At 55.3% G+C, this 21,447-nt stretch carries 19 protein-coding genes; 6 read left to right on the top strand and 13 right to left on the bottom strand.

Annotation, left to right across the window (positions count from 1 at the left end; translation table 11 throughout):
• Positions 1-372 precede the first annotated feature (372 nt).
• On the top strand, positions 373-2,553 hold the full coding sequence (katG, locus tag N7922_RS11145) for a catalase/peroxidase HPI (protein ID WP_263100587.1): 2,181 nt from the start codon (positions 373-375) through the stop codon (positions 2,551-2,553).
• A gap of 52 nt (positions 2,554-2,605) precedes the next feature.
• Here katG and N7922_RS11140 read toward each other — a convergent pair whose 3' ends face one another.
• A complete protein-coding gene (locus N7922_RS11140; protein WP_263100586.1) occupies positions 2,606-2,998 on the bottom strand; it encodes a RidA family protein in 393 nt (130 codons plus the stop codon).
• Between the two features lie 144 nt (positions 2,999-3,142).
• Between N7922_RS11140 and N7922_RS11135 the strand changes: the two genes are divergently transcribed.
• A complete protein-coding gene (locus N7922_RS11135; protein ID WP_263100585.1) occupies positions 3,143-3,733 on the top strand; it encodes a TetR/AcrR family transcriptional regulator in 591 nt (196 codons plus the stop codon).
• Positions 3,734-4,000: 267 nt separating this feature from the next.
• Here N7922_RS11135 and N7922_RS11130 read toward each other — a convergent pair whose 3' ends face one another.
• Positions 4,001-4,240 carry a hypothetical protein gene (locus N7922_RS11130; RefSeq protein WP_263100584.1) on the bottom strand — a complete coding sequence of 80 codons (240 nt, stop codon included), beginning with the start codon at positions 4,238-4,240 and terminating at the stop codon, positions 4,001-4,003.
• A gap of 172 nt (positions 4,241-4,412) precedes the next feature.
• On the opposite strand from N7922_RS11130, the gene N7922_RS11125 reads away from it, so the two are divergent.
• Together N7922_RS11125 and gap are read left to right on the top strand one after the other, a co-directional pair.
• The gene (locus tag N7922_RS11125; RefSeq protein WP_263100583.1) at positions 4,413-5,393 is read left to right on the top strand and encodes a GlxA family transcriptional regulator; all 981 of its coding nucleotides are present in this window, start codon (positions 4,413-4,415) and stop codon (positions 5,391-5,393) included.
• A 79-nt stretch (positions 5,394-5,472) separates the two neighbouring features.
• Positions 5,473-6,483, top strand: coding sequence for a type I glyceraldehyde-3-phosphate dehydrogenase (gap, locus tag N7922_RS11120; RefSeq protein WP_263100582.1), 1,011 nt, complete (start codon positions 5,473-5,475; stop codon positions 6,481-6,483).
• Between the two features lie 90 nt (positions 6,484-6,573).
• Here the strand turns inward: gap and adhP are convergent, their stop codons facing one another.
• On the bottom strand, positions 6,574-7,605 hold the full coding sequence (adhP, locus tag N7922_RS11115) for an alcohol dehydrogenase AdhP (protein ID WP_061496441.1): 1,032 nt from the start codon (positions 7,603-7,605) through the stop codon (positions 6,574-6,576).
• A gap of 27 nt (positions 7,606-7,632) precedes the next feature.
• A complete protein-coding gene (locus tag N7922_RS11110; RefSeq protein WP_263100581.1) occupies positions 7,633-9,153 on the bottom strand; it encodes an aldehyde dehydrogenase family protein in 1,521 nt (506 codons plus the stop codon).
• Between the two features lie 273 nt (positions 9,154-9,426).
• Here N7922_RS11110 and N7922_RS11105 point away from each other — a divergent pair, with 273 nt between their 5' ends.
• Positions 9,427-11,190: a sigma-54-dependent Fis family transcriptional regulator gene (locus N7922_RS11105; RefSeq protein WP_263100580.1), complete on the top strand. Its 1,764-nt coding sequence runs from the start codon at positions 9,427-9,429 to the stop codon at positions 11,188-11,190.
• Between the two features lie 6 nt (positions 11,191-11,196).
• Here the strand turns inward: N7922_RS11105 and N7922_RS11100 are convergent, their stop codons facing one another.
• The 9 genes from N7922_RS11100 to N7922_RS11060 form a co-directional block, all read right to left on the bottom strand.
• Positions 11,197-12,792: a sigma-54 interaction domain-containing protein gene (locus tag N7922_RS11100; RefSeq protein ID WP_263100579.1), complete on the bottom strand. Its 1,596-nt coding sequence runs from the start codon at positions 12,790-12,792 to the stop codon at positions 11,197-11,199.
• A gap of 178 nt (positions 12,793-12,970) precedes the next feature.
• The gene (locus N7922_RS11095) at positions 12,971-13,579 is read right to left on the bottom strand and encodes a Fe-only nitrogenase accessory AnfO family protein (protein WP_263100578.1); all 609 of its coding nucleotides are present in this window, start codon (positions 13,577-13,579) and stop codon (positions 12,971-12,973) included.
• Positions 13,580-13,592: 13 nt separating this feature from the next.
• Positions 13,593-14,087 (bottom strand): pyridoxamine 5'-phosphate oxidase family protein, encoded by a 495-nt coding sequence (locus N7922_RS11090; RefSeq protein WP_263100577.1) that lies wholly within the window; start codon positions 14,085-14,087, stop codon positions 13,593-13,595.
• Complete coding sequence (locus N7922_RS11085; protein ID WP_263100576.1) at positions 14,084-14,506, bottom strand: hypothetical protein; 423 nt, start codon at positions 14,504-14,506, stop codon at positions 14,084-14,086. The genes N7922_RS11090 and N7922_RS11085 overlap by 4 nt, the downstream gene beginning before the upstream one ends.
• A gap of 54 nt (positions 14,507-14,560) precedes the next feature.
• On the bottom strand, positions 14,561-15,949 hold the full coding sequence (anfK, locus tag N7922_RS11080) for a Fe-only nitrogenase subunit beta (RefSeq protein WP_263100575.1): 1,389 nt from the start codon (positions 15,947-15,949) through the stop codon (positions 14,561-14,563).
• 10 nt (positions 15,950-15,959) lie between these two features.
• Entirely contained in the window at positions 15,960-16,304 is a 345-nt protein-coding gene (gene anfG, locus N7922_RS11075) for a Fe-only nitrogenase subunit delta (protein ID WP_263100574.1), read from the bottom strand.
• Positions 16,301-17,872: a nitrogenase iron-iron protein, alpha chain gene (anfD, locus tag N7922_RS11070; protein WP_263100573.1), complete on the bottom strand. Its 1,572-nt coding sequence runs from the start codon at positions 17,870-17,872 to the stop codon at positions 16,301-16,303. The genes anfG and anfD overlap by 4 nt, the downstream gene beginning before the upstream one ends.
• Positions 17,873-17,928: 56 nt before the next feature.
• Entirely contained in the window at positions 17,929-18,756 is an 828-nt protein-coding gene (nifH, locus tag N7922_RS11065; RefSeq protein ID WP_263100572.1) for a nitrogenase iron protein, read from the bottom strand.
• Positions 18,757-18,976: 220 nt separating this feature from the next.
• The gene (locus tag N7922_RS11060; protein ID WP_263100571.1) at positions 18,977-19,675 is read right to left on the bottom strand and encodes a glutamine amidotransferase; all 699 of its coding nucleotides are present in this window, start codon (positions 19,673-19,675) and stop codon (positions 18,977-18,979) included.
• A gap of 410 nt (positions 19,676-20,085) precedes the next feature.
• Here N7922_RS11060 and N7922_RS11055 point away from each other — a divergent pair, with 410 nt between their 5' ends.
• Positions 20,086-21,438, top strand: coding sequence for an MFS transporter (locus N7922_RS11055; protein ID WP_263100570.1), 1,353 nt, complete (start codon positions 20,086-20,088; stop codon positions 21,436-21,438).
• Positions 21,439-21,447: the final 9 nt, after the last annotated feature.

The raw sequence follows: 21,447 nt of genomic DNA, 5'->3' as shown, positions 1-21,447 counted from the left end.
TAACCAGAGAAGTCACATCACTCTTATTGATTTGCCCGGATTATATAAATACCGCCTGCCGGATGACCACTCTTCGCGCCCCCTGTTTTCTGGGGGGAACCGTCCCCTTCCTCTGAAGGCTACTCGCAGCTAATCACGTTATCTTTTTTGCGTACGCAACCGCAAAACCACTTTCAATGCGAAAAAAACCGCAACGGCAGTGACGGAATTGCTAATGTTTATGGGTGAGTAGTTCATTTATCGCTTTTCTGTCGGTTTTTTTGCGCTCCGATAGAAAGGTATTAGCTATCAAATCTGTAGATTCATTCAAATACCTTTAACAGGAAGCAGTGTATATCGTAACGGCATGACATAAAGCAAATGGAGCCAGATATGAGCACGTCAGACGATCAATCCCACACCTCATCCGCCGGGCAATGCCCTTTTCATGAGAAAAAAACATCGCCGGAAGCGGGCCGCACAACCAGTAACCGTGACTGGTGGCCAAATCAACTGCGCGTAGACTTGCTGAATCAGCATTCCAACCGTTCTAATCCCTTCGATGCCACCTTTAATTACCGCGAAGAATTCAAAAAGCTGGATTATTCCGCGCTGAAAGCCGATATCCGCGGTGTGCTGACCGACTCGCAGGCGTGGTGGCCAGCAGACTGGGGCACCTATATCGGGCTGTTTATTCGTATGGCCTGGCACAGCGCAGGAACCTATCGTACCGTGGATGGCCGTGGCGGTTCCGGACGGGGTCAGCAACGTTTCGCCCCACTTAACTCCTGGCCGGACAACGTAAGCCTCGATAAAGCCCGCCGCCTGCTGTGGCCGGTGAAGCAAAAATACGGTCAGAAAATTTCCTGGGGCGATCTCTTTATCCTCGCCGGTAACGTGGCGCTGGAAAATGCCGGTTTCCGCACTTTTGGTTTCGGTGCGGGTCGTGAAGACGTTTGGGAACCGGATCTCGACATCGACTGGGGTAACGAGAAAGAGTGGCTGACGCACCGCCATCCGGAAAGCCTCGCCCAGGCGGCCATTGGCGCCACCGAAATGGGGCTGATTTATGTTAACCCGGAAGGCCCGAACGCCAGCGGCGAACCCACCTCTGCCGGTGCCGCCATCCGCGCCACCTTTGGCAATATGGGGATGAACGATGAAGAGATCGTCGCCCTGATTGCCGGTGGTCACACGCTGGGTAAAACCCACGGCGCAGCACCCGCCAGCCATGTCGGCCCGGAACCGGAAGCCGCACCGCTTGAAGCGCAAGGCCTTGGCTGGTCAAGCGACTACGGCAGCGGTGCAGGAGCAGACGCCATCACTTCCGGGCTGGAAGTGGTCTGGACGCAAACACCAACGCAATGGAGCAACTACTTCTTCGAAAACCTGTTCAAATACGAATGGGTGCAGACCCGCAGCCCGGCGGGAGCTATTCAGTTCGTTGCCGAAGATGCGCCAGAGATCATCCCTGACCCGTTCGACCCGGCGAAAAAACGCAAACCAACGATGCTGGTTACCGATTTGACGCTGCGTTTCGACCCGGATTTCGAGAAGATTTCCCGTCGTTTCCTCAACGATCCACAAGCCTTCAACGAAGCCTTTGCCCGTGCCTGGTTCAAACTGACCCACCGCGACATGGGGCCGAAATCCCGTTATATCGGCCCGGAAGTGCCAAAAGAAGATCTGATTTGGCAGGATCCATTGCCAGCAGCGGTTCATCAGCCGAATGGCGCGGATATCGCCAACCTGAAAGCGGCTATCGGCGAGTCCGGTTTATCCGTCAGCGAGCTGATCTCGGTAGCCTGGGCGTCGGCCTCCACGTTCCGTGGTGGTGACAAACGCGGTGGCGCAAACGGCGCACGTCTGGCGCTCGCGCCGCAAAAGGACTGGGAAGTGAATGCCATCGCGGCAAAAGCGCTGCCAGCCTTGCAAAGCATCCAGAAAACATCGGCGAAAGCCTCACTGGCGGATGTCATTGTGCTGGCGGGGGTTGTCGGCATCGAGAAAGCGGCGGCAGCGGCGGGTGTGCAGGTGACGGTGCCCTTTACGCCGGGCCGCGTGGATGCACGCCAGGATCAGACCGATATTGAGTCCTTTAGTCTGATGGAGCCGCTGGCGGATGGCTTCCGCAATTATCGTCGCGTGTGGGACGGTATTACCACCGAAACGCTGCTGATTGATAAAGCACAGCAACTTACGCTGACCGCACCGGAAATGACTGCGCTGGTTGGCGGCCTGCGTGTGCTGGGTGCAAATTACGATGGCAGCCAACACGGTGTCTTTACCGATAAACCGGGTGTGCTGAGCACCGACTTCTTCGTCAACCTGCTGGATATGCGCACCGTATGGAAAGCCACTGACGAAAAAGCTGAGCTGTTCGAAGGCCGCGACCGTAAGAGCGGTGAAGTGAGATACACGGCAACGCGTACTGATTTGGTGTTTGGTTCTAACTCCATCCTGCGCGCGCTGGCGGAAGTGTACGCCAGCGACGATGGCAAACAGAAATTTGTCACTGACTTCGTCGCCGCGTGGACGAAAGTGATGAACCTGGATCGCTTCGACCTGCTGTAAGCCTCTCTCGCCAATAAAGCCTGCGATGCCTGAAAAGGTTCGCAGGCTTTTTTTATGACGGCATGCGGGCAATCACCTTGATTTCAAAATCAAACCCCGCAAGCCAGGTGACGCCAACTGCCGTCCAGTTGGGGTACGGCGGCTGCGGAAATATCGCCTGCTTCACTTGCATAATCGTCGCAAACTGATTTTCAGGATCGGTATGAAAAGTGGTGACATCGATAATGTCATCCAGCGAACAACCGGCGGCAGCCAGCGTGGCCTGTAAATTGTCGAATGCGAGTCGCACCTGCGCAGCAAAATCCGGTTCCGGACTGCCATCGCTGCGGCTGCCAACCTGGCCGGAGACAAACACTAAATCGCCGGAGCGTATTGCCGCGGAATAACCATGCTCCTCATACAGCGCATGGCGGTTAGCGGGGAAAATGGGTTCACGCAATATCATAAGTCACCTTTAGCTGATAGCCGGTTAAGGACGGATGCACGGCGGGCAGCAATGATTTAATATACACGCCGTATGTGAAATAGAGCACACATACGCGGCGTATGTCAATTCACATACGATGCGTATTTGAATACAGGAGAGAGTATGGCCGCCAAACGTCGCGCTGAAACGATGGAAGAGAACCGCAGCAAACTGGTTACCGCCGCCCGTAAGGCATTTGCGGAGAAAGGATTTGCCGCCGCATCCATGGACGAATTAACCGCCAGTGTCGGGCTGACACGCGGCGCGCTGTATCATAATTTTGGTGATAAACAGGGGTTGCTCGCCGCCGTTGTCGCCCAACTGGACAGCGAAATGGCATTACGCGCCAGAAACCGGGCGGCAGAGATCACCTCCCCCTGGGAAAGGCTGCTGGCGGAAGGCATCGCTTATATCGAAATGGCGCTGGATGCTGAAGTGCAGCGCATTGTGCTGCTGGATGGCCCTGCTTTTCTTGGCGATCCCTCGCGCTGGCCCAGCCAGAATGCCTGTTTACAGGCCACGCGGGAAGCGGTAAGCGAAATGTTGCGTGATGGCATAATGAAGCCCGTCGACGTGGAGGCCGCCGCCCGTTTGCTTAATGGCGCGGCACTCAATGCCGCCCTGTGGGTAGCCGCCAGCGAGGATCCGCAGGCCACGCTGCCCAAAGTGATAGACGCCTTCACGCAGCTGGCAAGCGGTCTTCGCGCGGGCTGATCGACAAAAAAAAACCGGCACGCGGCCGGGAATAACGACAGATAACGAGTTTGTGTACGCCCGCAAACCAGCTGGCGTAAAGATGAGGTAACAACCAATGAAGCCATAAGCCGGATGAAGCAGTGTCAGTGGCCAGGCTCGTGGTTATTTAACGGCATCAATGTAACGCAGAGATGACAGCCCCAAAGATGGGGGAAAAACGGTTTTCGGACGGCGATGCTCACACATTGCCACCCGAAGGTAATACTTGCCGACAACCGTCGTCACTCAATGGGAAGCAGAGGACGCTTCCGCTTCGAGCCGCAGCACAAAATGATTATCGCGACGGGTAATTTTCGCCCCGGTCATGCCGTAATTCGTCGATAACATAAAAAACGCATCGGCATCGACATCAAAGGCCAGCTCGACTTCAGTGTGCTTTCCTGAGCTAATCATTTGATATGCCTGCTTTAAATTATACGCTTTTGCTATAGCCATGGATAATTCCTCGCGCAGTGCGCTTGACATAAATTTCTTACCCCTTCTCTTTATAGTAGCGATTTAAAAATTTGCCTGCTTGGCAAAAGCCGCGTTTCAGATTTAGATCAGCATCACCGGTAAACATTTCCCCGCCTCTGTGTTGATGAGAAAGCCGCCTGCGCCTGTTGACTTATAATGTTATTGGCGTACTTTTCAGGACATGAAAACATTCCTGATTATTGTCCCTGATGGCGGCATGCTGTTCGAAGCCGCGGGTGTCGCCGATATTCTGATGCAGGCCAACCGGCTGCATACGGATGGCACATCTCAGCCACGCTACCAAATCACCCTCGCCACCACACAACCCCGCCAGGTCATTCATGGTCAGTCCGGGTTAAACCTGCTGGCTGACTTCCGGCTGCCGCAACTTGATCCCCGCGAGCCCCGGGATACCATCATGATCACCGGCCGCGGTATGGATGAAGAAGAAGGCACCGCGGTGGTGGACTGGCTGCGGCTTGCCGCCCCTCATGCCCGGCGGGTGGTTTCCATCTGCGGCGGCGCCATGCTGTTGGCGCAAGCAGGGTTGCTCGACGGGCGTCGCGCTACCAGCCACTGGCGGCTGCTGGACACCCTGCAAACGCGCTTCCCCCGCGTACAGGTCGAACATGGCCCGCTCTATATCCAGGACGGCCCGGTATGGACCTCCGGTGGCGTCAGCTCCGGCTTTGACCTGACGCTGGCGCTGGTGGAAGACGACTATGGTTTTACCCTCGCCCGCGATGTGGCGCAGGATCTGGTGATGTACCTGCATCGTCCCGGTGGGCAGTTGCAGTTCAGCCGTTTTCATCTGCAGCCTGCCAGCAGCAGCGGACCTATCAGCGAGTTGCAAAGCTGGATCCTCGCCAATCTGGCCGGGGATTTATCCGTGGAGAAACTGGCGGCACGTGTGGCAATGAGCCCGCGCAATTTCACCCGTGTCTTCACCCGTGAAACCGGCGCGCCGCCTGCGCGCTATGTTGCCGAAGCGCGTCTGGCCGAGGCACGCAACCGCCTGGAGCAGACCCGCGACACGTTGGAGCGTGTGGCCGAAGCCAGTGGTTTTGGCAGCAGCATTAATCTGCGGCGTATTTTTGAGCGCCAGCTTCACCTGACGCCCGGCGAATATCGCCAGCGCTTCCACAGCCGCAATCTGGCGTAAAGTGATCCTTTTTTGTCGTTTACGCCAAATCAACGCCGACCTACAGTAAACGCAGATACCGCATAAGAAGGAGTCAATCATGGTAAAGGTCGGCATTAATGGTTTTGGCAGGATCGGGCGTAATGTGCTGCGCGCAGCGCTGGGCAACGCAGAGGTGGACATTGTGGCCATCAACGATCTGACCGACAGTAAAACCCTTGCGCATTTACTCAAACACGATTCGTTGCTGGGCACCCTGCCCGTGTCGGTGGACGCTGGTGAGGGGCAATTATGGGTCGACGGAAAAGCAGTACGCGTCTTCAGCGAGCGCGATCCGGCCAATATTCCGTGGCGCGACTTGGGCGTGGATATTGTGATTGAAGCAACCGGCTTCTTTACCGACCGTGAAAAAGCCGAAGTCCACATCACGCACGGCGGCGCAAAACGCGTCATTATCTCCGCGCCGGGTAAAAACGATGATTTGACTATCGTGCTGGGCGTCAACGATGAGCAGTACGATCCACAGCGCCATTTCGTGGTCAGTAATGGCAGTTGCACCACCAACGGCCTTGCCCCAGCGGCGCAGGTGCTGCATCAGACCTTCGGTATTGAGCACGGGTTAATGAACACCACCCATGCCTATACCAACAGCCAGGCACTGCACGACCAACCGGAAAAAGATCTGCGCGGCGCGCGGGCGGCAGCGTTGTCTATCGTGCCGTATTCCAGCGGCGCGGCGAAGGCGCTGGGTAAAGTGATCCCGGCGCTGGAGGGGCGTCTGACCGGTTATTCATTGCGTGTTCCGGTGCCGGTGGTCTCCATTGTTGACCTGACCGTGACTCTCAAACGCGACGTGACCGCCGACGAGGTGAATGCCGCTTTCCGCAATGCGGCGGAAGCCGGACCGCTGAAAGGCATTCTGGGTTACAGCGACGAACCGCTGGTCTCCAGCGATTATCAGGGCGATCCGCGCTCCTCAATCATTGATGGTTTATCAACGCTGGTGATCGGTGGCAATCTGGTGAAAATCCTCGCCTGGTACGATAACGAGTGGGGCTTCTCCAACCGGCTGGTTGAACTGGCGCAGGTGATGGCAAAACGTGGTTTGTAATGGTTTATGGGTTTTCTGACTGAACGACGCCTCACGGCGTCGTTTTTTGTCTGTCAAAAACGGGGCATCGCGCCCCGTTTTATCAGTGTGTTACTTCGACATATCCACAACAATACGCCCGGTAATTTTCCCGGCGCGCATACGTTCAAAAATGCTGTTGATGTTCTCCAGCGGTTCAACGGCAATTTCCGCATGCACTTTATTACGCCCGGCGAAATCCAGCGCCTCTTGCAAATCTTTGCGCGTCCCGACAATCGAGCCGCGAACGGTAATGCCATCCAGCACCATATCAAAGATAGAGAGGTCAAATTTGCCCGGCGGCAGCCCGTTCAGCACCATCGTGCCGCCACGGCGCATCATGGTTGTCGCCTGTTCAAACGCTTTGGGCGAAACCGCCGTGACCAGCACGCCATGTGCGCCGCCAAACTCGGTGTGGAAACGCGTGCCGGGATCTTCCTGCCGCGCATTGACCACCACCGATGCGCCCAGACGGCGGGCAAACGCCAGCTTATCGTCGTCGATGTCCACCGCCGCGACGTTCATACCCATCGCCACCGCATACTGAATAGCCAGGTGACCCAGCCCGCCAATCCCCGAGACCACCACCCACTCACCCGCCCGGGCTTCGGTCATTTTCAAACCTTTGTAGACCGTTACACCTGCGCAGAGGATCGGCGCAATGCTGTGATACTCCACATTGTCCGGCAGGATGCCGACATAGCTGGCATCGGCCAGGCAATATTCCGCAAAAGTGCCATTGACTGAGTAACCGGCGTTCTGCTGAGAATGGCAGAGGGTTTCCCACCCGCCCAGGCAGTGCTCACAGTGACCACAGGCGGAGTAGAGCCACGGCACCCCCACGCGATCGCCCTCTTTTACATGCTTCACCCCTGGCCCGACCGCTACAACGCGGCCCACCCCTTCATGACCGGGAATAAACGGCGGGTTAGGTTTGATCGGCCAGTCACCGTCTGCGGCATGCAGATCCGTATGGCACACCCCCGTGGCTTCAATTTTCACGAGGATTTTGCCTGGCTCAACGCCAGGCACCATCACCTCTTCAATCACCAGCGGTTGACCAAACGCTTTGACTACCGCCGCTTTCATGGTTTTCAGTTGCATGTCATCACCTCATCCTGATGTGGTTTATCAATACAGCCCCAGCGGTGAACCGCTGTAGCTCACCAGCAGGTTTTTGATCTGCTGATAGTGGCTCAGCGCCAGCTTGTGCGTTTCGCGGCCGACCCCTGAGTTTTTATACCCCCCGAACGCGGCATGCGCCGGGTAGAGGTGGTAACAGTTGGTCCAGACACGTCCCGCTTTAATGCCGCGTCCCATACGCCATGCGCGGTTGATATCCAGTGTCCACACGCCAGCGCCCAGACCGAATTCCGTATCGTTGGCGATACTCAACGCTTCGGCTTCATCTTTAAACGTGGTGATACCGAGCACAGGCCCAAAAATCTCTTCCTGGAAACAGCGCATGCCGTTATGGCCTTTGATCAACGTTGGTTGGATATAGAAACCGTTTTGCAGCCCGCCGCCATGCTCCACATGCGCGCCACCGGTAATGATTTCGCCGCCTTCATCGCGGGCGATGGAGATATAAGAGAGGATCTTGTCGTACTGCTCCTGCGAGGCCTGCGCACCGATCATCGTGTCGGTGTCAAAGGGGTCGCCTTTGCGGATGTTGGCCATGCGGGCGATGACTTTTTCGACGAACTGCGGATAGATGGACTCCTGCACCAGCACACGTGACGGACAGGTACAGACTTCGCCCTGGTTAAAGAAGCCCAGCACCACGCCTTCGACGGCTTTATCAATAAAACCTTCATCACCGTTCATCACATCTTCAAAGTAGATGTTGGGTGATTTACCGCCCAGTTCGACGGTGCTGGGGATAATATTTTCCGCCGCGCAAGAGAGAATATGTCGCCCGATAGGCGTGGAGCCGGTAAAGGCGATTTTCTCAATACGTTTGCTGCGTGCCAGCGGTTCACCGGCTTCCGTACCGAAGCCGTGCACTACATTGAGTACGCCAGCAGGCAGCAGATCGCCAATCAACTCCATCAGCACGCAGATCCCCAGCGGCGTTTGTTCCGCCGGTTTCAACACCACGCAGTTCCCCGCCGCCAGCGCCGGAGCCAGTTTCCAGGCCGCCATCAGCAGCGGGAAGTTCCACGGAATAATCTGCCCTACGACGCCCAGCGGCTCATAAATATGGTAAGCGACGGTATTGCTGTCGATCTCCGCCGCGGTTCCCTCCTGTGCACGAATACAGCCCGCGAAATAGCGGAAGTGATCAACCGCCAGTGGCAGATCCGCCCCGAGGGTTTCGCGGATCGGTTTACCGTTGTCCCAGGTTTCGGTTAAGGCCAACACTTCCAGATTGGCTTCAATGCGGTCGGCAATGGCCAGCAGCACATTGGCACGATCCTGCACGCTTGTTTTTCCCCAGGCGTCGGCGGCAGCATGCGCTGCGTCCAGAGCCTTTTCGATATCCACCGCATCAGAACGTGGAAACTCAGCGATCACCTCCCCGGTCACAGGTGAGGTATTGGTGAACCAACGCCCTTCCACCGGATCAACAAACTTACCGCCAATGTAATTTCCATAACGTTGTTTAAAAGAGACTTTAGCGCCGGCGTGGCCAGGATGAGCGTATTTCATAAGATGTTCCTCTTTTATTATCGGTACAGGTGAGGCGTCTCGCTCAGATGCGGACACGGGAACATAAGCAGTTCTTATGCCAGCATCGTATCCATGGATAAAAAATCCTTCTGTTTGCATGGAAATCAGAGGATTACAAAAACCGGTCAGGCTGACTCTGTATCATGGCGACACAGAACGATGGGATTCTCTCCAGGAAGTGTGTTGCACATCGCTACATGCGGGACACCTTTATGCTACATAAATGCAACACCCTAACCGCCGGAGAGTCACATGCCGCAACGCGCACGGTTTTTAGCCCCCGCTCAATCCCCTGTCGGGCTACCCTGTCAGCTTGAAGACTCCTGGCAACGCAGTCTCAGTTATGGACTGACCCGCGATGACGACGCCCAGCCCTGGGTCGCCAACACCCAGTTAAAAGATGCGCGAGCGGAGAACAGTTGGGTAAACCATCTTGTTGCGCCGATGCTGTCGCGTCTGGCGACGGAGCTGGCGAGTCATCCGTCGATTATGGTGATGTCCGATGCCACCGGACTGGTGCTGGAAACCCACGGCAACAGCGACTTTTTGCATAAAGCCCAGCGCTACGCGCTTTCGCCCGGCAATCTGTGGGGAGAGCATGCACGCGGTACGAACGCGATAGGCACGGCGCTGGCGTTGCAGCAACACTGCGAAGTCTCCGGCAGTGAGCATTACCTGAACCGTAACGCCGGGTTGTTCTGCTCTGCTGCGCCGGTATTTCGCCCGGACGGGCATATTGCTGGCGTGCTCGATATGTCAACCCCGGCGCTGGCTCCGCGGCGCGATGCGGCGGCACTTATCCGTCGTGCAGTCTGTGAGATAGAACATGCGTGGGCCATGAGCGCGCTGGGTGCGAATCGCTGGCTGCTCAGCCTGCATCATGACCAGGCGGTGCTCGGCAGCGCCCGCGAGCTGTTACTGATTTTTGAAGACACCACCCTGCTCGGCGCGAACAAGCTGGCAATGGACGAGTTCTCTCTGACCTGCGGCCACTTTGGCGCGCTGAATATCGACACGCTGTTCCCTGGCATTGATGCGCACACAGGTGAGACCGTCCAGGACGCCAGCAATAACCGCCGCTATTACACCCGACAGACATTGCCCGCTCGCCGTTACAGCGGGCGCGGTACGGCGCAACCACAGGATGCGTTGACAGTCGAAAAAGAGAAAGCGCTGCGCATCGTCAACGCCGGGATCGCCCTGTGTGTGACGGGGGAAACTGGCTGCGGCAAAGAGTATCTGGCGCGCGAGCTTTACACCCGCAGCCAGTGGCGTAACGGCAATTTTGTCGCCATTAACTGCGCCGCATTGCCGGAGCATCTGATCGAATCCGAACTGTTTGGCTATGTGCCGGGTGCGTTTACCGGCGCCAGTCCGAAAGGCTATATCGGCAAATGTCGTGAAGCAGATGGCGGCGTGCTGTTTCTTGATGAAATAGGCGATATGCCGCTGGCGCTCCAGACCCGGTTGTTGCGGGTGTTGCAGGAGAAAAAAGTGACCCCGCTTGGCGCTAACACGACCTGGAACGTGAATTTTGCCCTGATTTGCGCCACCCACCAGGATTTGACCACGCGGGTGCAGGCCGGGCTGTTTCGCGAGGATTTGCTGTACCGCATTCAGGAGTTTCATTTATGCATTCCCCCGCTGCGCGAATGGCCGCAGGTTGAGCACTTTATTCATAAATTGTGGCATGAGCTGGGCGCGCCATGCCGTGACCTGACGCTGAGCGATGAGGTCGTTAGCGTCCTTGCCCACCGCCCCTGGCCCGGCAATGTGCGCCAGCTACTCAGCCAGTTGCGCGTGTTAATGGCGCTGGCGGAAGATGGCGATCGCATCACGCTGGCGGACCTGCCAGGTGAAATCACACTTGCCCGGCAACCTGAGCCCGTTGTGGCGCAGGTGGATGAGCAGAGCGCGATTGCCGAGGCGCAAGGGAATATGAGTCTCGCCGCCAAAAAACTGGGGATTTCGCGCAGCACACTTTACCGGCGGCTGGAAAAACGCCAGGCAGGCTGACCTGCATTACGCTTTGCTGCGGTACTGTTTATAACTGAGCTGGTATTTATCCAGTCGCAGTCCCAGCGCCCGGCGGGTCATATTCAGATAACTGGCGGTACGCGAAACGTTGCCCTGATACCTGGTTAAGGCCTCGACAATCATGTCGTATTCCACGCGTGCCAGCCGCGCTTCCAGACCTTCCTGCTCCGTCAGATGCTCGATAATCGGCTGTAAATTAATGGGCAGATGGTAGCTATGAATGAAGCCTTCATCTGCCAGCAGCACGGCCCGTTCCATCGCATTTTCCAGTTCCCGCACATTGCCAGGCCAGGCGTAGCTCAGCAACATATTCAGCGCTGGCGTAGCGATAGTCGGCAGCTCAACGCCCTGCTCTCTGGCAAAGCGGGCGTTAAAATGGTCCGCCAGCAGCAAAATATCGCTGCCCCGTTCCCGAAGCGGAGGAATGGTTATCGGAAACACATTCAACCGGTAAAAGAGATCTTCCCGGAATGCGCCCCGTTCCACCATTTCGCCGAGATCGCGATGGGTCGCGGCGAGAATGCGAACATTCACCTGCACGGTCTCATTGCTCCCCACGCGTTCAAAACTGCGCTCCTGAATAACCCGCAGCAGCTTCGACTGCGCCGATGGAGATAATTCGCCGACTTCGTCCAGAAACAGCGTCCCGCCATCCGCCTCTTCAAAACGTCCGGCACGCCGGGAAATGGCTCCGGTAAACGCCCCTTTCTCGTGACCGAACAATTCGCTCTCAATGACGCTTTCCGGCAAAGATGCACAGTTGAATTTGATAAACGGCCCGCCCGCACAGTGGCTGTTCTGATGAATGGCCGTGGCGACACGCTCTTTGCCGACGCCGCTTTCACCAAGGATCAATACCGTAGTGCGCGCATGGCTCACTTTTTCTATCAACCGGTAAACCGACTGCATGGCGCGCGAATTACCAATAATGTTCGCCGGTTTGAATTTGTCGCTGGCCTGTCGGGAGGCCTGCGCCCGCAGGATCTTCTGGTGTGCGTGATCCAGCAAATGCAACTCCACCGCCTGGGCAATGATCGCGGCAATCACCCGCAGCACTTCGAGATCGAGAAAACGTAGCTGGGTATTGTTGTAGACCCGTTCAAAGCCGATGGTGCCCATCACCTTCAACCCGCGAATGATTGGCACGCAGATAAACGAGTGCTGCCCGTCACGTTGCTTATCCCAGCTACCGGTACGATTCAGAAACAGCGGGTCATCGGCAATGTGCGGTACGATGATCGGCTGGCGGGTTTCAATCACCTTGCCGGTAATGCCTTCCCCTGGCGCATAAACGCCTTTTTCTGCTTCTTCCGGCGACAGGCCATAACTTTCGTGAATGAAAATCTGGTCGCAACTGGCGTCATACAGGGTGATCATGGCGCGTATCACCTGCATATGCTTTTGCATCAGCTCCAGCACCAGTTTCAGCGTGCGGGATAAGCTCCCCCCCGCACTGACCACTTTACTGACCTCAGACAGCAGCGGCATCAGTTCCGAGCGGCACTCCCCCAGACGGCAACTGAACGACAACGTCTGCGGTAACCGGCTGGCAACGGCCAGTTCTCTTTTCTCAACGCGCATGGCATTCCCCCGAACAATCTGGTCTCAGGCATAAGGGAAGACGGTGCAAAATCAGCGCCATCTCAGAGAAAAAAACAAAACAGGATAAGTTGTTGATTATTATATTTTAAAACCAGAGCATTGCCCGGCGCGCAATACGAAGTGTTCGCCCGGGAACAGGGATGTCGGTTTTCAGACATCAGCAGGCGGTTTTACTGACAATGACCTGTAACTCTCCCCGGGCCGCGTTTTCATCACTGACCGCAAATTGATACCCCTCCAGTCGCGAGAACCATTTGGGCACGTGGTCACAGCGTAATTCCAGCCGACGGAACGCCTCTCGCTGCAGCAGTGGTAACAACAGGCGCTTCGACGTATGGTCGCCACCGCAGCGTAGCGCGGCAATCAGGTCGACATAGAACTCCCCTTCTTCTGTTCCGGGGCGGATAAAGGCTTCCGGTAACACCACCACCGGTTCTTCGGGTATGGGCTGTTGCCGGACGATAGCGGCCAGTGCCTGCTCAGGCGTTCCGCGAAACTGCCACATGGTCAGCCCCATGCCATCAAGCCAGGCCAGTTGCGCACCGTGAATCTCATGGGCGACAAAATGGCGGCAGCCAGGCAACTGCGCCAGCATGCTCAGCGTCCGTTCGCGGATCTCCGCAAGCGATGTCACTGCCGACAGGTCAAATACCAGTGTCCGGCACACCTGCCAGCCGTCCGGTTGCGGGTGATAGAGTGTGACAGTTCCCGGCGCGGTCAGTGGTGCAATAGCGCCCTGGGCATCAATAAATATGGCAATCTTCATCTCGCCTCCCACTTCAGTAGCCGTGTTGTTTGCCCTTTAGCGAGTCGATATCAATGCGTACAACCTGTGTGGCTTTCACATTGGCGGCGGGAAAAGTGAAGGTTTTATCGCTAAAACGCGCCATCAACTGGTGCAGCATGGTGATTTTCTCTGTCTCGTCATCAACGAAATGGGTTTTCCCCAGCCCGATAACCGTGCGGTGGCGAGCCTCATAGTTGCAGGCCAGGGGATCGTCGATAATCCCGTCAAAATTCGATACGGCAAAACAGACTCGTGAATTCTTGCGCATGATGTCGATTTTGCTGCCGCTGCGCGCCGAGTGAAACCACAGCGAGACGCCATTCCAGACGTAAAACACCGGCACGAGGAATGGAATGTCATTCGCAGCCAGCGCGATATACATCACCCGGCCTTGTTGCAAAATGGCATCGATTTGCGCCGGATCGGTAATCTCCCGCTCGTCGCGGCGCATTTCAGCATGCGGATGCCCGTGCAGCCCGTCGGTCATATGGCCTGCTCCCGCAGCCGCTGCTGCTCGTTGCTGATCAGCGCATCGAGATCATCGCAAATCGACAAAATGCGCTGCTTATCATCACTGTCCGGCGTGCCGTGGTGGTAATCGTCCAGCGAGCAGATACCAAAAATCGTATCCAGCGCCAGGATGTTGCTGCGCAGGGTGTCGCTAAACATCGTCTTCTCTTCAGCACTGGTGAGCAGGCTGCGGTAGTTGTGGTTAAACGGCATATTGCCATGCAATGAGCAGAGCGCTATCAGGTAGCACTCCACCGCAATCGCCGCGACATTGAAAACCAGACTGGCGGACTGCGTTTGTGCCACCAGCAAACCCGCGCGGCGGTGATAGCCGTGCGCATGCTGGTAACAACGGTTGAAACGCTGTTCATCGGTCTCAAACAGTAACTGAGCCATTGTCTCCTCCTTAGTCAGGAAAAACCGGGGCACGCCCCGGCATCGGGTCTGGCGCTACCAGACGTTGAGGATCCACTCTTTGTTTTTCTTGTATTCCATGTCGGTGAACAGTGTGTTCGCCATCTGTTCTGCCAGCCAGATAGCCCCGGCATACCCCACCACCGGGTGGCGGTAATGCCCGGCGCGGTCATAGGTCGGGAAACCGACACGCACCATCGGGATTTGGTTATCAATGGCGGTAAAACGCCCTTTCGAGTGACCAAGGATCAAATCCAGCTCCAGTTCACCGTCAGTAATGCGTTTTTCCAGCTCCCATAAATCGGCATTGGTGACAATCTCCATTTTGTGGCTGACCTGCTGTTGCAGCGCCTCGATCCGCGGGTCACTGGCGTAGGTGGCATTATCGTCGCCCAGCAGCAGCAACACCGGTTTCATCTCCAGATCGAGGCAGAACTCCGCCAGTCCCACCACCAGGTCCGGGTTGCCGTATATCGCCACTTTCTTATCGGCGAGGAACATATGCACCAGATCGGTGATGGCATCCAGCGCAATGCCGCGCTCGCGCACCAGCGCAGGCGGAATCGGCTTGCCGGTCAGGGTTTTCAGGTTATGCAGGAAGGTGTCGGTATTGCGGATACCAATCGGCGTCGGGCCGATGAGTGCCGGGACCTGGAATTTATCTTCCAGATAACGCGCCGCTTTCGCCCCTTCATAACGGTTCAGTGCCAGTGTGGCGCTGGCGTTAGCGGTATCGGTGAGATCGGCAATGGTGGTATTGCCGTGCGAAACCGTATTGCCCGACGGCATCAGCGGTGAGTCAAAATCTTCGATTTCGAACAACACAGTGGCGTCCACGTCCATCATTTCAAGTAAATGCTTCAGCGCGGTCACATCACCCGGATTAACCCAGCCGGTTATCAGGTTGATTTTGCCGTTCGCCTCCCCTTTACGGGCAAAGTATTTGACGATGTCGCGCACCGCCACGTCGTAGCCGCTGATCATGCTGCCGACAAAACTCGGCGTGTGAATAGGGATCAGGTGCACTTCGCGCCCGGCATACTTCTCTTTCAGCAGTCCTTCGTTCAGCTTGCGCACCACCCCATCGACATCATCACCAATAACTTCAGTAGAACAGGTGGTGATTATCGGGATCACTTTCACATGCGGGTAGCGCATCAGCAGCACATCGACCGCCTGTTCAACCCTATCCAGCGCCCCAAAGACAGCACCATCTTCATGCACCGACGATGAGGCGATTTCAAAACTCTCTTTCAGGTGCTGCGAAATCAGCAGACGCACAAACATCACGCAGCCCTGGCCGCCGTGCACAATGCCAATGCAGTCTTTGATGCCAATGCTGACATACTGCGCCCCGGCAGGCTGGCAGGTAAAAATGGGATTAATGACCCCGGTGCGATCTTTCGCTTTGAGTTCACAAGACATGGTCAGCCCCTTAGTAACGCTGGTCGGTCAGTTCGGCATTCAGCGAACCGGTAATGGTCAGATAATCGAGCCGCTGATGCAGCGCACCGATTAATGCCGTAATCGCCTCGTGGCTCATCGACGAAAGCCAGGCAAAACGACTGCGGTACGCATCTGCCAGCACCACGGCGTCAACCCAGTAACAGCGGTCAGCAGGCGTCGCCAGCTCCACGGTCTCATCGCACAGCAACTGACGGGTTTTGCCGAGGATGCCGGCATTTTGTTTTTCCCGATCCCAGCTACGGGAGTGAAACTGCCACAGGCAGTGCTTCATGATGTAATCCACCATCAGTTCCACTTGTTCATCCTGTGTCATACCGCCTCCTGACGCCGTGGTGTCTCGCCGGAGAAATCCGGATATTCGCGCTGGCGCAGCTTGCTGACGCTGTCATAGCCGCCGGTATATTCACGCGTGTGGGGGTCGTTGCGCTCCGCCTCGCTCAGTGCAACGTCAGAGAGCATCCGCGCGGTGGCGAAGCCCTGACCTGTAGGGATCTCCTGCTGGCTGATGTCGAGCATCGCCAGTTGGTGAACAGGCGAGTAAATGGCGTTGTAAATATCACGGGCAAAACGCACCCAACCTTCGAACCCTTTATACGGGCCATTGTGATAAGCGTGGGCGTTGAGATACGGCACGCGGATTTTCTTCGCCACTTCACCGGGTCGTTTTCCGGTAAAAATGACATCCGGCTTCAGCGTGTACATCGCCTCCAGCGACTCGAGCTCGTTGGGGTCGTCAATCGCCAGCGCGCCGGCTTCACAGCGGGCAATGCCTTTTTCCATATCGCCCTGATGACCAAATTTGGTGTACACCGACACAACGTCGACACCCATCTCTTCATGAATAACGTGCGCCCAGTGCCACAGTTTGGAGCCGCCAGGCCACAGGCACACTTTTTTGCCTTTCAGCCGGGCTTTGTACCACTCCAGTTCCGGTTTCCAGCGCGCCACTTCTTCATCAATGATCGCCTGCGCTCTGTCTTCAATGCCGAAAAACAGGCCAATTTTGCGTAATGAATCCGCCAGAGGGCCAAAACCGAAGCCGTCGATATCGAGGCGGGGAATGCCGTAACGCACCCGCAGTTCGTTGCAGATGTATTCTGCTGAACGGGCGCACTCCAGCACATTCAGGTGCGCTTTGTGCATGGCGCGTAAATCATCGTAGGAACCGTTGCCGGTAAAAGTCGATAACACCTGAATACCCATGCGTTTGAAGTAATCGACCATCACTTCCTGGTCGCCCTGAATGTTGTATTCGCCCACGTAGTTAATGACGTAATCGCTGGTAATGGTTGGCTCAACGGTGCCGACTTTTTGGTTAATCCAGGCGATATTGATTTTATGGTGCCCGCCGGACTGGCTGGGACCGGCAAAACCTGGCGAGTTACAGACAAAAATATCCACCTCCGGACGCTCGTCCATCACCTCCTGAGCAATCGCGGCAATATCGTCGCCTATTAACGCCGAGGCGCAGGTCTGATAAATGGTCATGCGTTTAATATTCGGATGTGCATCGAATGCTTCAATAATATTATTTTTTAAAACTTTCTCTGCGCCAAAAACAATGTGCTTCTCTTTCATGTCAGTGGCGAAAGTATATTTCAGCTGGAAGTTGTCGTTATCGCTGATATAGCGCTTCGTCTGCCAGGTGTCATACGTGCACCCCACCGGACCGTGACTAATATGGATAACATCCTTCATCGGTGTGCCGATGACATGTTTTGCGCCGCAATAAGCACAGCCGCGCTCAGAAATGGTTCCCGGAATGGTATTTAAATATCCCAACGGCAGCGCAGAGGTTAAATCTTCGTCTTCGCCTTTCACCACCGCGTGCTGTTTACGCTCAGGAATACATTTACTGCAATCAAACTCATGATAAGGCATCGTGGTTCCCCCTTCCGGGAAAGCGTGCAAGTTAACCGCTAACAATAACGGCGGAGTTAGTCGCTCAGACCATATTTCACAACCATTTTTTCCAGCTGATCCATGGTCAGCGGGTGAGGGATAACCAGATCGGTGTTTTCGATAATTTTACGCCCCAGCTCGCGATACTCCTGCGCCTGGTTTGCCTCCGGATCGAATTCAGTGACGGTTTTCTTGTTGAACTCCGCTTTTTGTACAATATTGTCACGGGGTACAAAGTGGATCATTTTGGTACCAATGGCCGCAGTAAACTCTTCAAGAAATTCTTTTTCACCGTCAACATTACGGCTATTACAGATAATTCCACCGAGGCGTACGCCGCTCTGTTTGGCGTATTTCACTAAGCCTTTGCAAATATTATTTGCCGCATAAATAGCCATCATCTCACCGGAAGCCACGATATACACTTCCTGCGCTTTACCGTCGCGAATCGGCATGGCGAAACCGCCGCACACCACATCGCCCAGTACATCGAAGAAAATAAAATCGAGATCGTCGGCGTAGGCTTTGTTGTCTTCCATTAAATCAATGGCGGTGATCACCCCACGACCCGCACAGCCCACACCCGGTTCCGGCCCGCCGGATTCCACGCAGCGGATATTAAAGACCCCCGTTTTCACTACCATTTCATTGGTAATTTTCTCTGCGCCCTGGTCGCGTAGCACATCCATCAGCGTCTCCTGCGGTTTCCCGCCGAGGATAAGCCGGGTGGAGTCTGCTTTCGGATCGCAGCCGTGAATAAAGATTTTTTTACCGTGGAACCAGGCAAGCGCGGCGGCGGTATTTTGCGTCGTCGTTGACTTACCAATCCCCCCCTTGCCGTAAATAGCCAGTTTACGTGTCATGATATTTCCTCTTGATAAGCAAAGTGCGTTCGTCAATCAGCACGAGGGAATTGCAAGGCACAGGCCAGAAAGGAATTTGCGGGGCAATAAAAATATTATTTGCTGATATTTATAGCGTTATTTCTATCCGCGACGGGGAATACTAAAACAGATGGTCAATAAAAGTGTTCCTGCGCGAACAATGACAGGGATAAAGCGTTCGCGCAGAGTAAAAAAGGATTTACTGCGCCAGATTGCTGAGCCAGTTGCCAATGACCTGCTGCGCGGCATTTGCCAGTGCCGGGCTGTAAAGCGCGGCCTGTCGGCGTAATTCTCGCGGGTCGATCCCGGCCTGAGCCAGTTCGCAGGCGTGCCCCACCAGCCAGCCTTCTAACGCCACTGCACTCACCTCAGGGTGAAACTGAAATGCCAGCGCATGTGGGCCTGCCATAAACGCCTGGTTATCGCAAAGGCTGCTGCGGGCAAGATGTGTTGCGCCGTCGGGGATGGCGAAGCGATCGCCGTGCCAGTGCAGCACGGGCAGATTGTCCAGTGGCGACAGCAGCGCGCTCTGTGCATTTGCCGTCACGCTTAGCGGCGCATAGCCAATCTCTTTTACCCCCATCGGCGCGACATCTGCACCCAGCGCCCGCGCCATCAGTTGTGCGCCTAAACAGATGCCCAGCACCGGTTTCCCCTGCTCCAGCCGTTGGCGAATATGTCGCAGTTCCTGCTCAAGAAACGGATAGAGATGCTCTTCGTATGCGCCGATTGGCCCCCCCAGCACCACCAGCAAATCCGCCGCCAGCGGATCAAGCTGAGTGAGTGAACTCACCGGCGTATCAATGTAGCGCCAGTGGTAACCCTGGGCATGCAGCACATCGGCAAGCGTGGCTAAATCCTCGAACGGGACATGACGAAAAACAACGGCGGTTTTCATAACGGCTCCTCGCAAATCGGCGGCAAAGTGGTCATCGTCATCCTGAAGGTAGCGCGTTGTCAATCGAAGCACTGTTGCCGGAGGCGAAATAAACCACAGCGGCGGCGGTAATATTTATCTCACTGGCGTTTATTTTTGTGATCAACTTCAAACAAATTTTCTCATAACGTAAAGAAATGAAAAAAGAAATCGCTTTGTTATGCAAATGCACATTGCCTCGCTATGGCGTAAATCCTATCTTTTACCCACGCAATAATGAGCAGGACAATGAATTTGAATTCATCGCCGCGTTAAATAAAAACAGATTACGTTTCCATGATGTTAATAATGAATTCACTTCAGTAACACCTGAATGAAATGAATCCATTATCAACATTTTTGGATTTCATTTAAATTTAAGGTGGTTTCACATGAGTCAGGTTAATAATCTTGAGGGTGTCACGCACGCCAGAAAAACGAATGTCAGATGGCATATCGTTATTATTCTCTTCATTATTACAGCGGTAAGCGTGGGGGATCGGTCGACGCTGGCGATTGCCGGCAAAGATATGTCCGCCGCGTTGGGCATCAACCCCGGGCAAATGGGTTGGGTCTTCTCCGCTTTCGCCTGGGCGTACTGCCTGGCGCAAATTCCTGGCGGCTGGCTGCTTGACCGTTTCGGGTCGAAAAAAGTCTACCTTTGCGGCTTGTGCATGTGGTCAGTCTTCACTCTGCTGCAAGGCTGCGTGGAGATCTTCCACGGCTTCGGCGCCATCATCTGCTTCACCATTCTGCTGTTTCTGGTTGGCCTGTTTGAAGCGCCGGTCATGCCGGGCAACAGCCGTTTTGTTGCCGCCTGGTTCCCGTCAAAAGAGCGCGCGACTGCCGCCGCCATTTTTAACTCTGCACAGTATTTTGCCACCGCCATTTTCGCCCCCATCATGGGCTGGCTGACGCTGAACTACGGTTGGCAATCGATCTTTATCTTTATGGGTACGCTGGGCATTGTGATCACCTTCGCGGCGGCCAAAGTGGTGCATAACCCGTTAAATCACCCGAGTGTTAACAGCGAAGAACTCGACTATATCCGCCAGGGCGGCGCGCTGGTGGATATGGATCAGCGCAAAGTGAAAAGTGGTCCGGCAGTGGATTTTGGCGCGTTTAAGCAGTTGATCACTAACCGTATGCTGCTGGGGGTCTATCTCGGTCAGTACTGCATTAACGTGTTAACGTTTTTCTTTATCACCTGGTTCCCACTCTACCTGGCGATGGAAAAAGGGCTCGATATCAAAACGGTTGGGTTTATTGCCGCCATCCCGGCGATTTGCGGCTTCCTGGGCGGGTTAATGGGCGGTGTCATTTCGGATCGCATTCTGCGTCTCACCCAGTCGCTGTCGATTGCCCGTAAAACCCCGATTGTCCTTGGCATGCTGCTGTCGATGGTCATGGTGTTTTGTAACTACGTGGACTCGATTTACCTGGTGGTGTTCTTTATGTCGCTGGCATTCCTCGGAAAAGGAATTGGCGCACTGGGCTGGGCGGTCATGTCGGATACCGCGCCGAAAGAGATGGCTGGCGTGGCTGGCGGGTTCTTTAACCTCTGCGGCAACTGCGCAGGGATCATTTCGCCGGTGGTGATTGGTTACATCGTAAAAGCTACCGGGCATTTTGAGTGGGCGCTGGTGTTCGTTGCCGTCCATGCCCTGATTGCAATTTTCAGTTTTGTGGTGATTGTCGGCCCAATCAAACGTATTGAGCTGAAAAAAACCGCTGCGCAGCAGTAATTCCAGAAC

This window comes from Kosakonia sp. ML.JS2a, from assembly GCF_025642095.1.
Taxonomy (GTDB): Bacteria; Pseudomonadota; Gammaproteobacteria; order Enterobacterales; family Enterobacteriaceae.
The sequence above is the reverse complement of the archived record's forward strand: the minus strand, read 5'-3'. Positions and strand labels throughout refer to the sequence as shown.

What these genes read in the sequence shown, in the direction of transcription:
- adhP (WP_061496441.1), bottom strand. Translation starts at nt 7,605, where the DNA reads ATGCAACTGAAAACCATGAAAGCGGCGGTAGTCAAAGCGTTTGGTCAA.
- katG (WP_263100587.1), top strand. Translation starts at nt 373, where the DNA reads ATGAGCACGTCAGACGATCAATCCCACACCTCATCCGCCGGGCAATGC.
- N7922_RS11100 (WP_263100579.1), bottom strand. Translation starts at nt 12,792, where the DNA reads ATGCGCGTTGAGAAAAGAGAACTGGCCGTTGCCAGCCGGTTACCGCAG.
- N7922_RS11105 (WP_263100580.1), top strand. Translation starts at nt 9,427, where the DNA reads ATGCCGCAACGCGCACGGTTTTTAGCCCCCGCTCAATCCCCTGTCGGG.
- N7922_RS11085 (WP_263100576.1), bottom strand. Translation starts at nt 14,506, where the DNA reads ATGGCTCAGTTACTGTTTGAGACCGATGAACAGCGTTTCAACCGTTGT.
- anfK (WP_263100575.1), bottom strand. Translation starts at nt 15,949, where the DNA reads ATGTCTTGTGAACTCAAAGCGAAAGATCGCACCGGGGTCATTAATCCC.
- N7922_RS11055 (WP_263100570.1), top strand. Translation starts at nt 20,086, where the DNA reads ATGAGTCAGGTTAATAATCTTGAGGGTGTCACGCACGCCAGAAAAACG.
- anfG (WP_263100574.1), bottom strand. Translation starts at nt 16,304, where the DNA reads ATGACACAGGATGAACAAGTGGAACTGATGGTGGATTACATCATGAAG.
- gap (WP_263100582.1), top strand. Translation starts at nt 5,473, where the DNA reads ATGGTAAAGGTCGGCATTAATGGTTTTGGCAGGATCGGGCGTAATGTG.
- N7922_RS11110 (WP_263100581.1), bottom strand. Translation starts at nt 9,153, where the DNA reads ATGAAATACGCTCATCCTGGCCACGCCGGCGCTAAAGTCTCTTTTAAA.
- N7922_RS11090 (WP_263100577.1), bottom strand. Translation starts at nt 14,087, where the DNA reads ATGACCGACGGGCTGCACGGGCATCCGCATGCTGAAATGCGCCGCGAC.
- N7922_RS11140 (WP_263100586.1), bottom strand. Translation starts at nt 2,998, where the DNA reads ATGATATTGCGTGAACCCATTTTCCCCGCTAACCGCCATGCGCTGTAT.
- N7922_RS11095 (WP_263100578.1), bottom strand. Translation starts at nt 13,579, where the DNA reads ATGAAGATTGCCATATTTATTGATGCCCAGGGCGCTATTGCACCACTG.
- anfD (WP_263100573.1), bottom strand. Translation starts at nt 17,872, where the DNA reads ATGCCTTATCATGAGTTTGATTGCAGTAAATGTATTCCTGAGCGTAAA.
- N7922_RS11060 (WP_263100571.1), bottom strand. Translation starts at nt 19,675, where the DNA reads ATGAAAACCGCCGTTGTTTTTCGTCATGTCCCGTTCGAGGATTTAGCC.
- nifH (WP_263100572.1), bottom strand. Translation starts at nt 18,756, where the DNA reads ATGACACGTAAACTGGCTATTTACGGCAAGGGGGGGATTGGTAAGTCA.
- N7922_RS11125 (WP_263100583.1), top strand. Translation starts at nt 4,413, where the DNA reads ATGAAAACATTCCTGATTATTGTCCCTGATGGCGGCATGCTGTTCGAA.
- N7922_RS11130 (WP_263100584.1), bottom strand. Translation starts at nt 4,240, where the DNA reads ATGTCAAGCGCACTGCGCGAGGAATTATCCATGGCTATAGCAAAAGCG.
- N7922_RS11135 (WP_263100585.1), top strand. Translation starts at nt 3,143, where the DNA reads ATGGCCGCCAAACGTCGCGCTGAAACGATGGAAGAGAACCGCAGCAAA.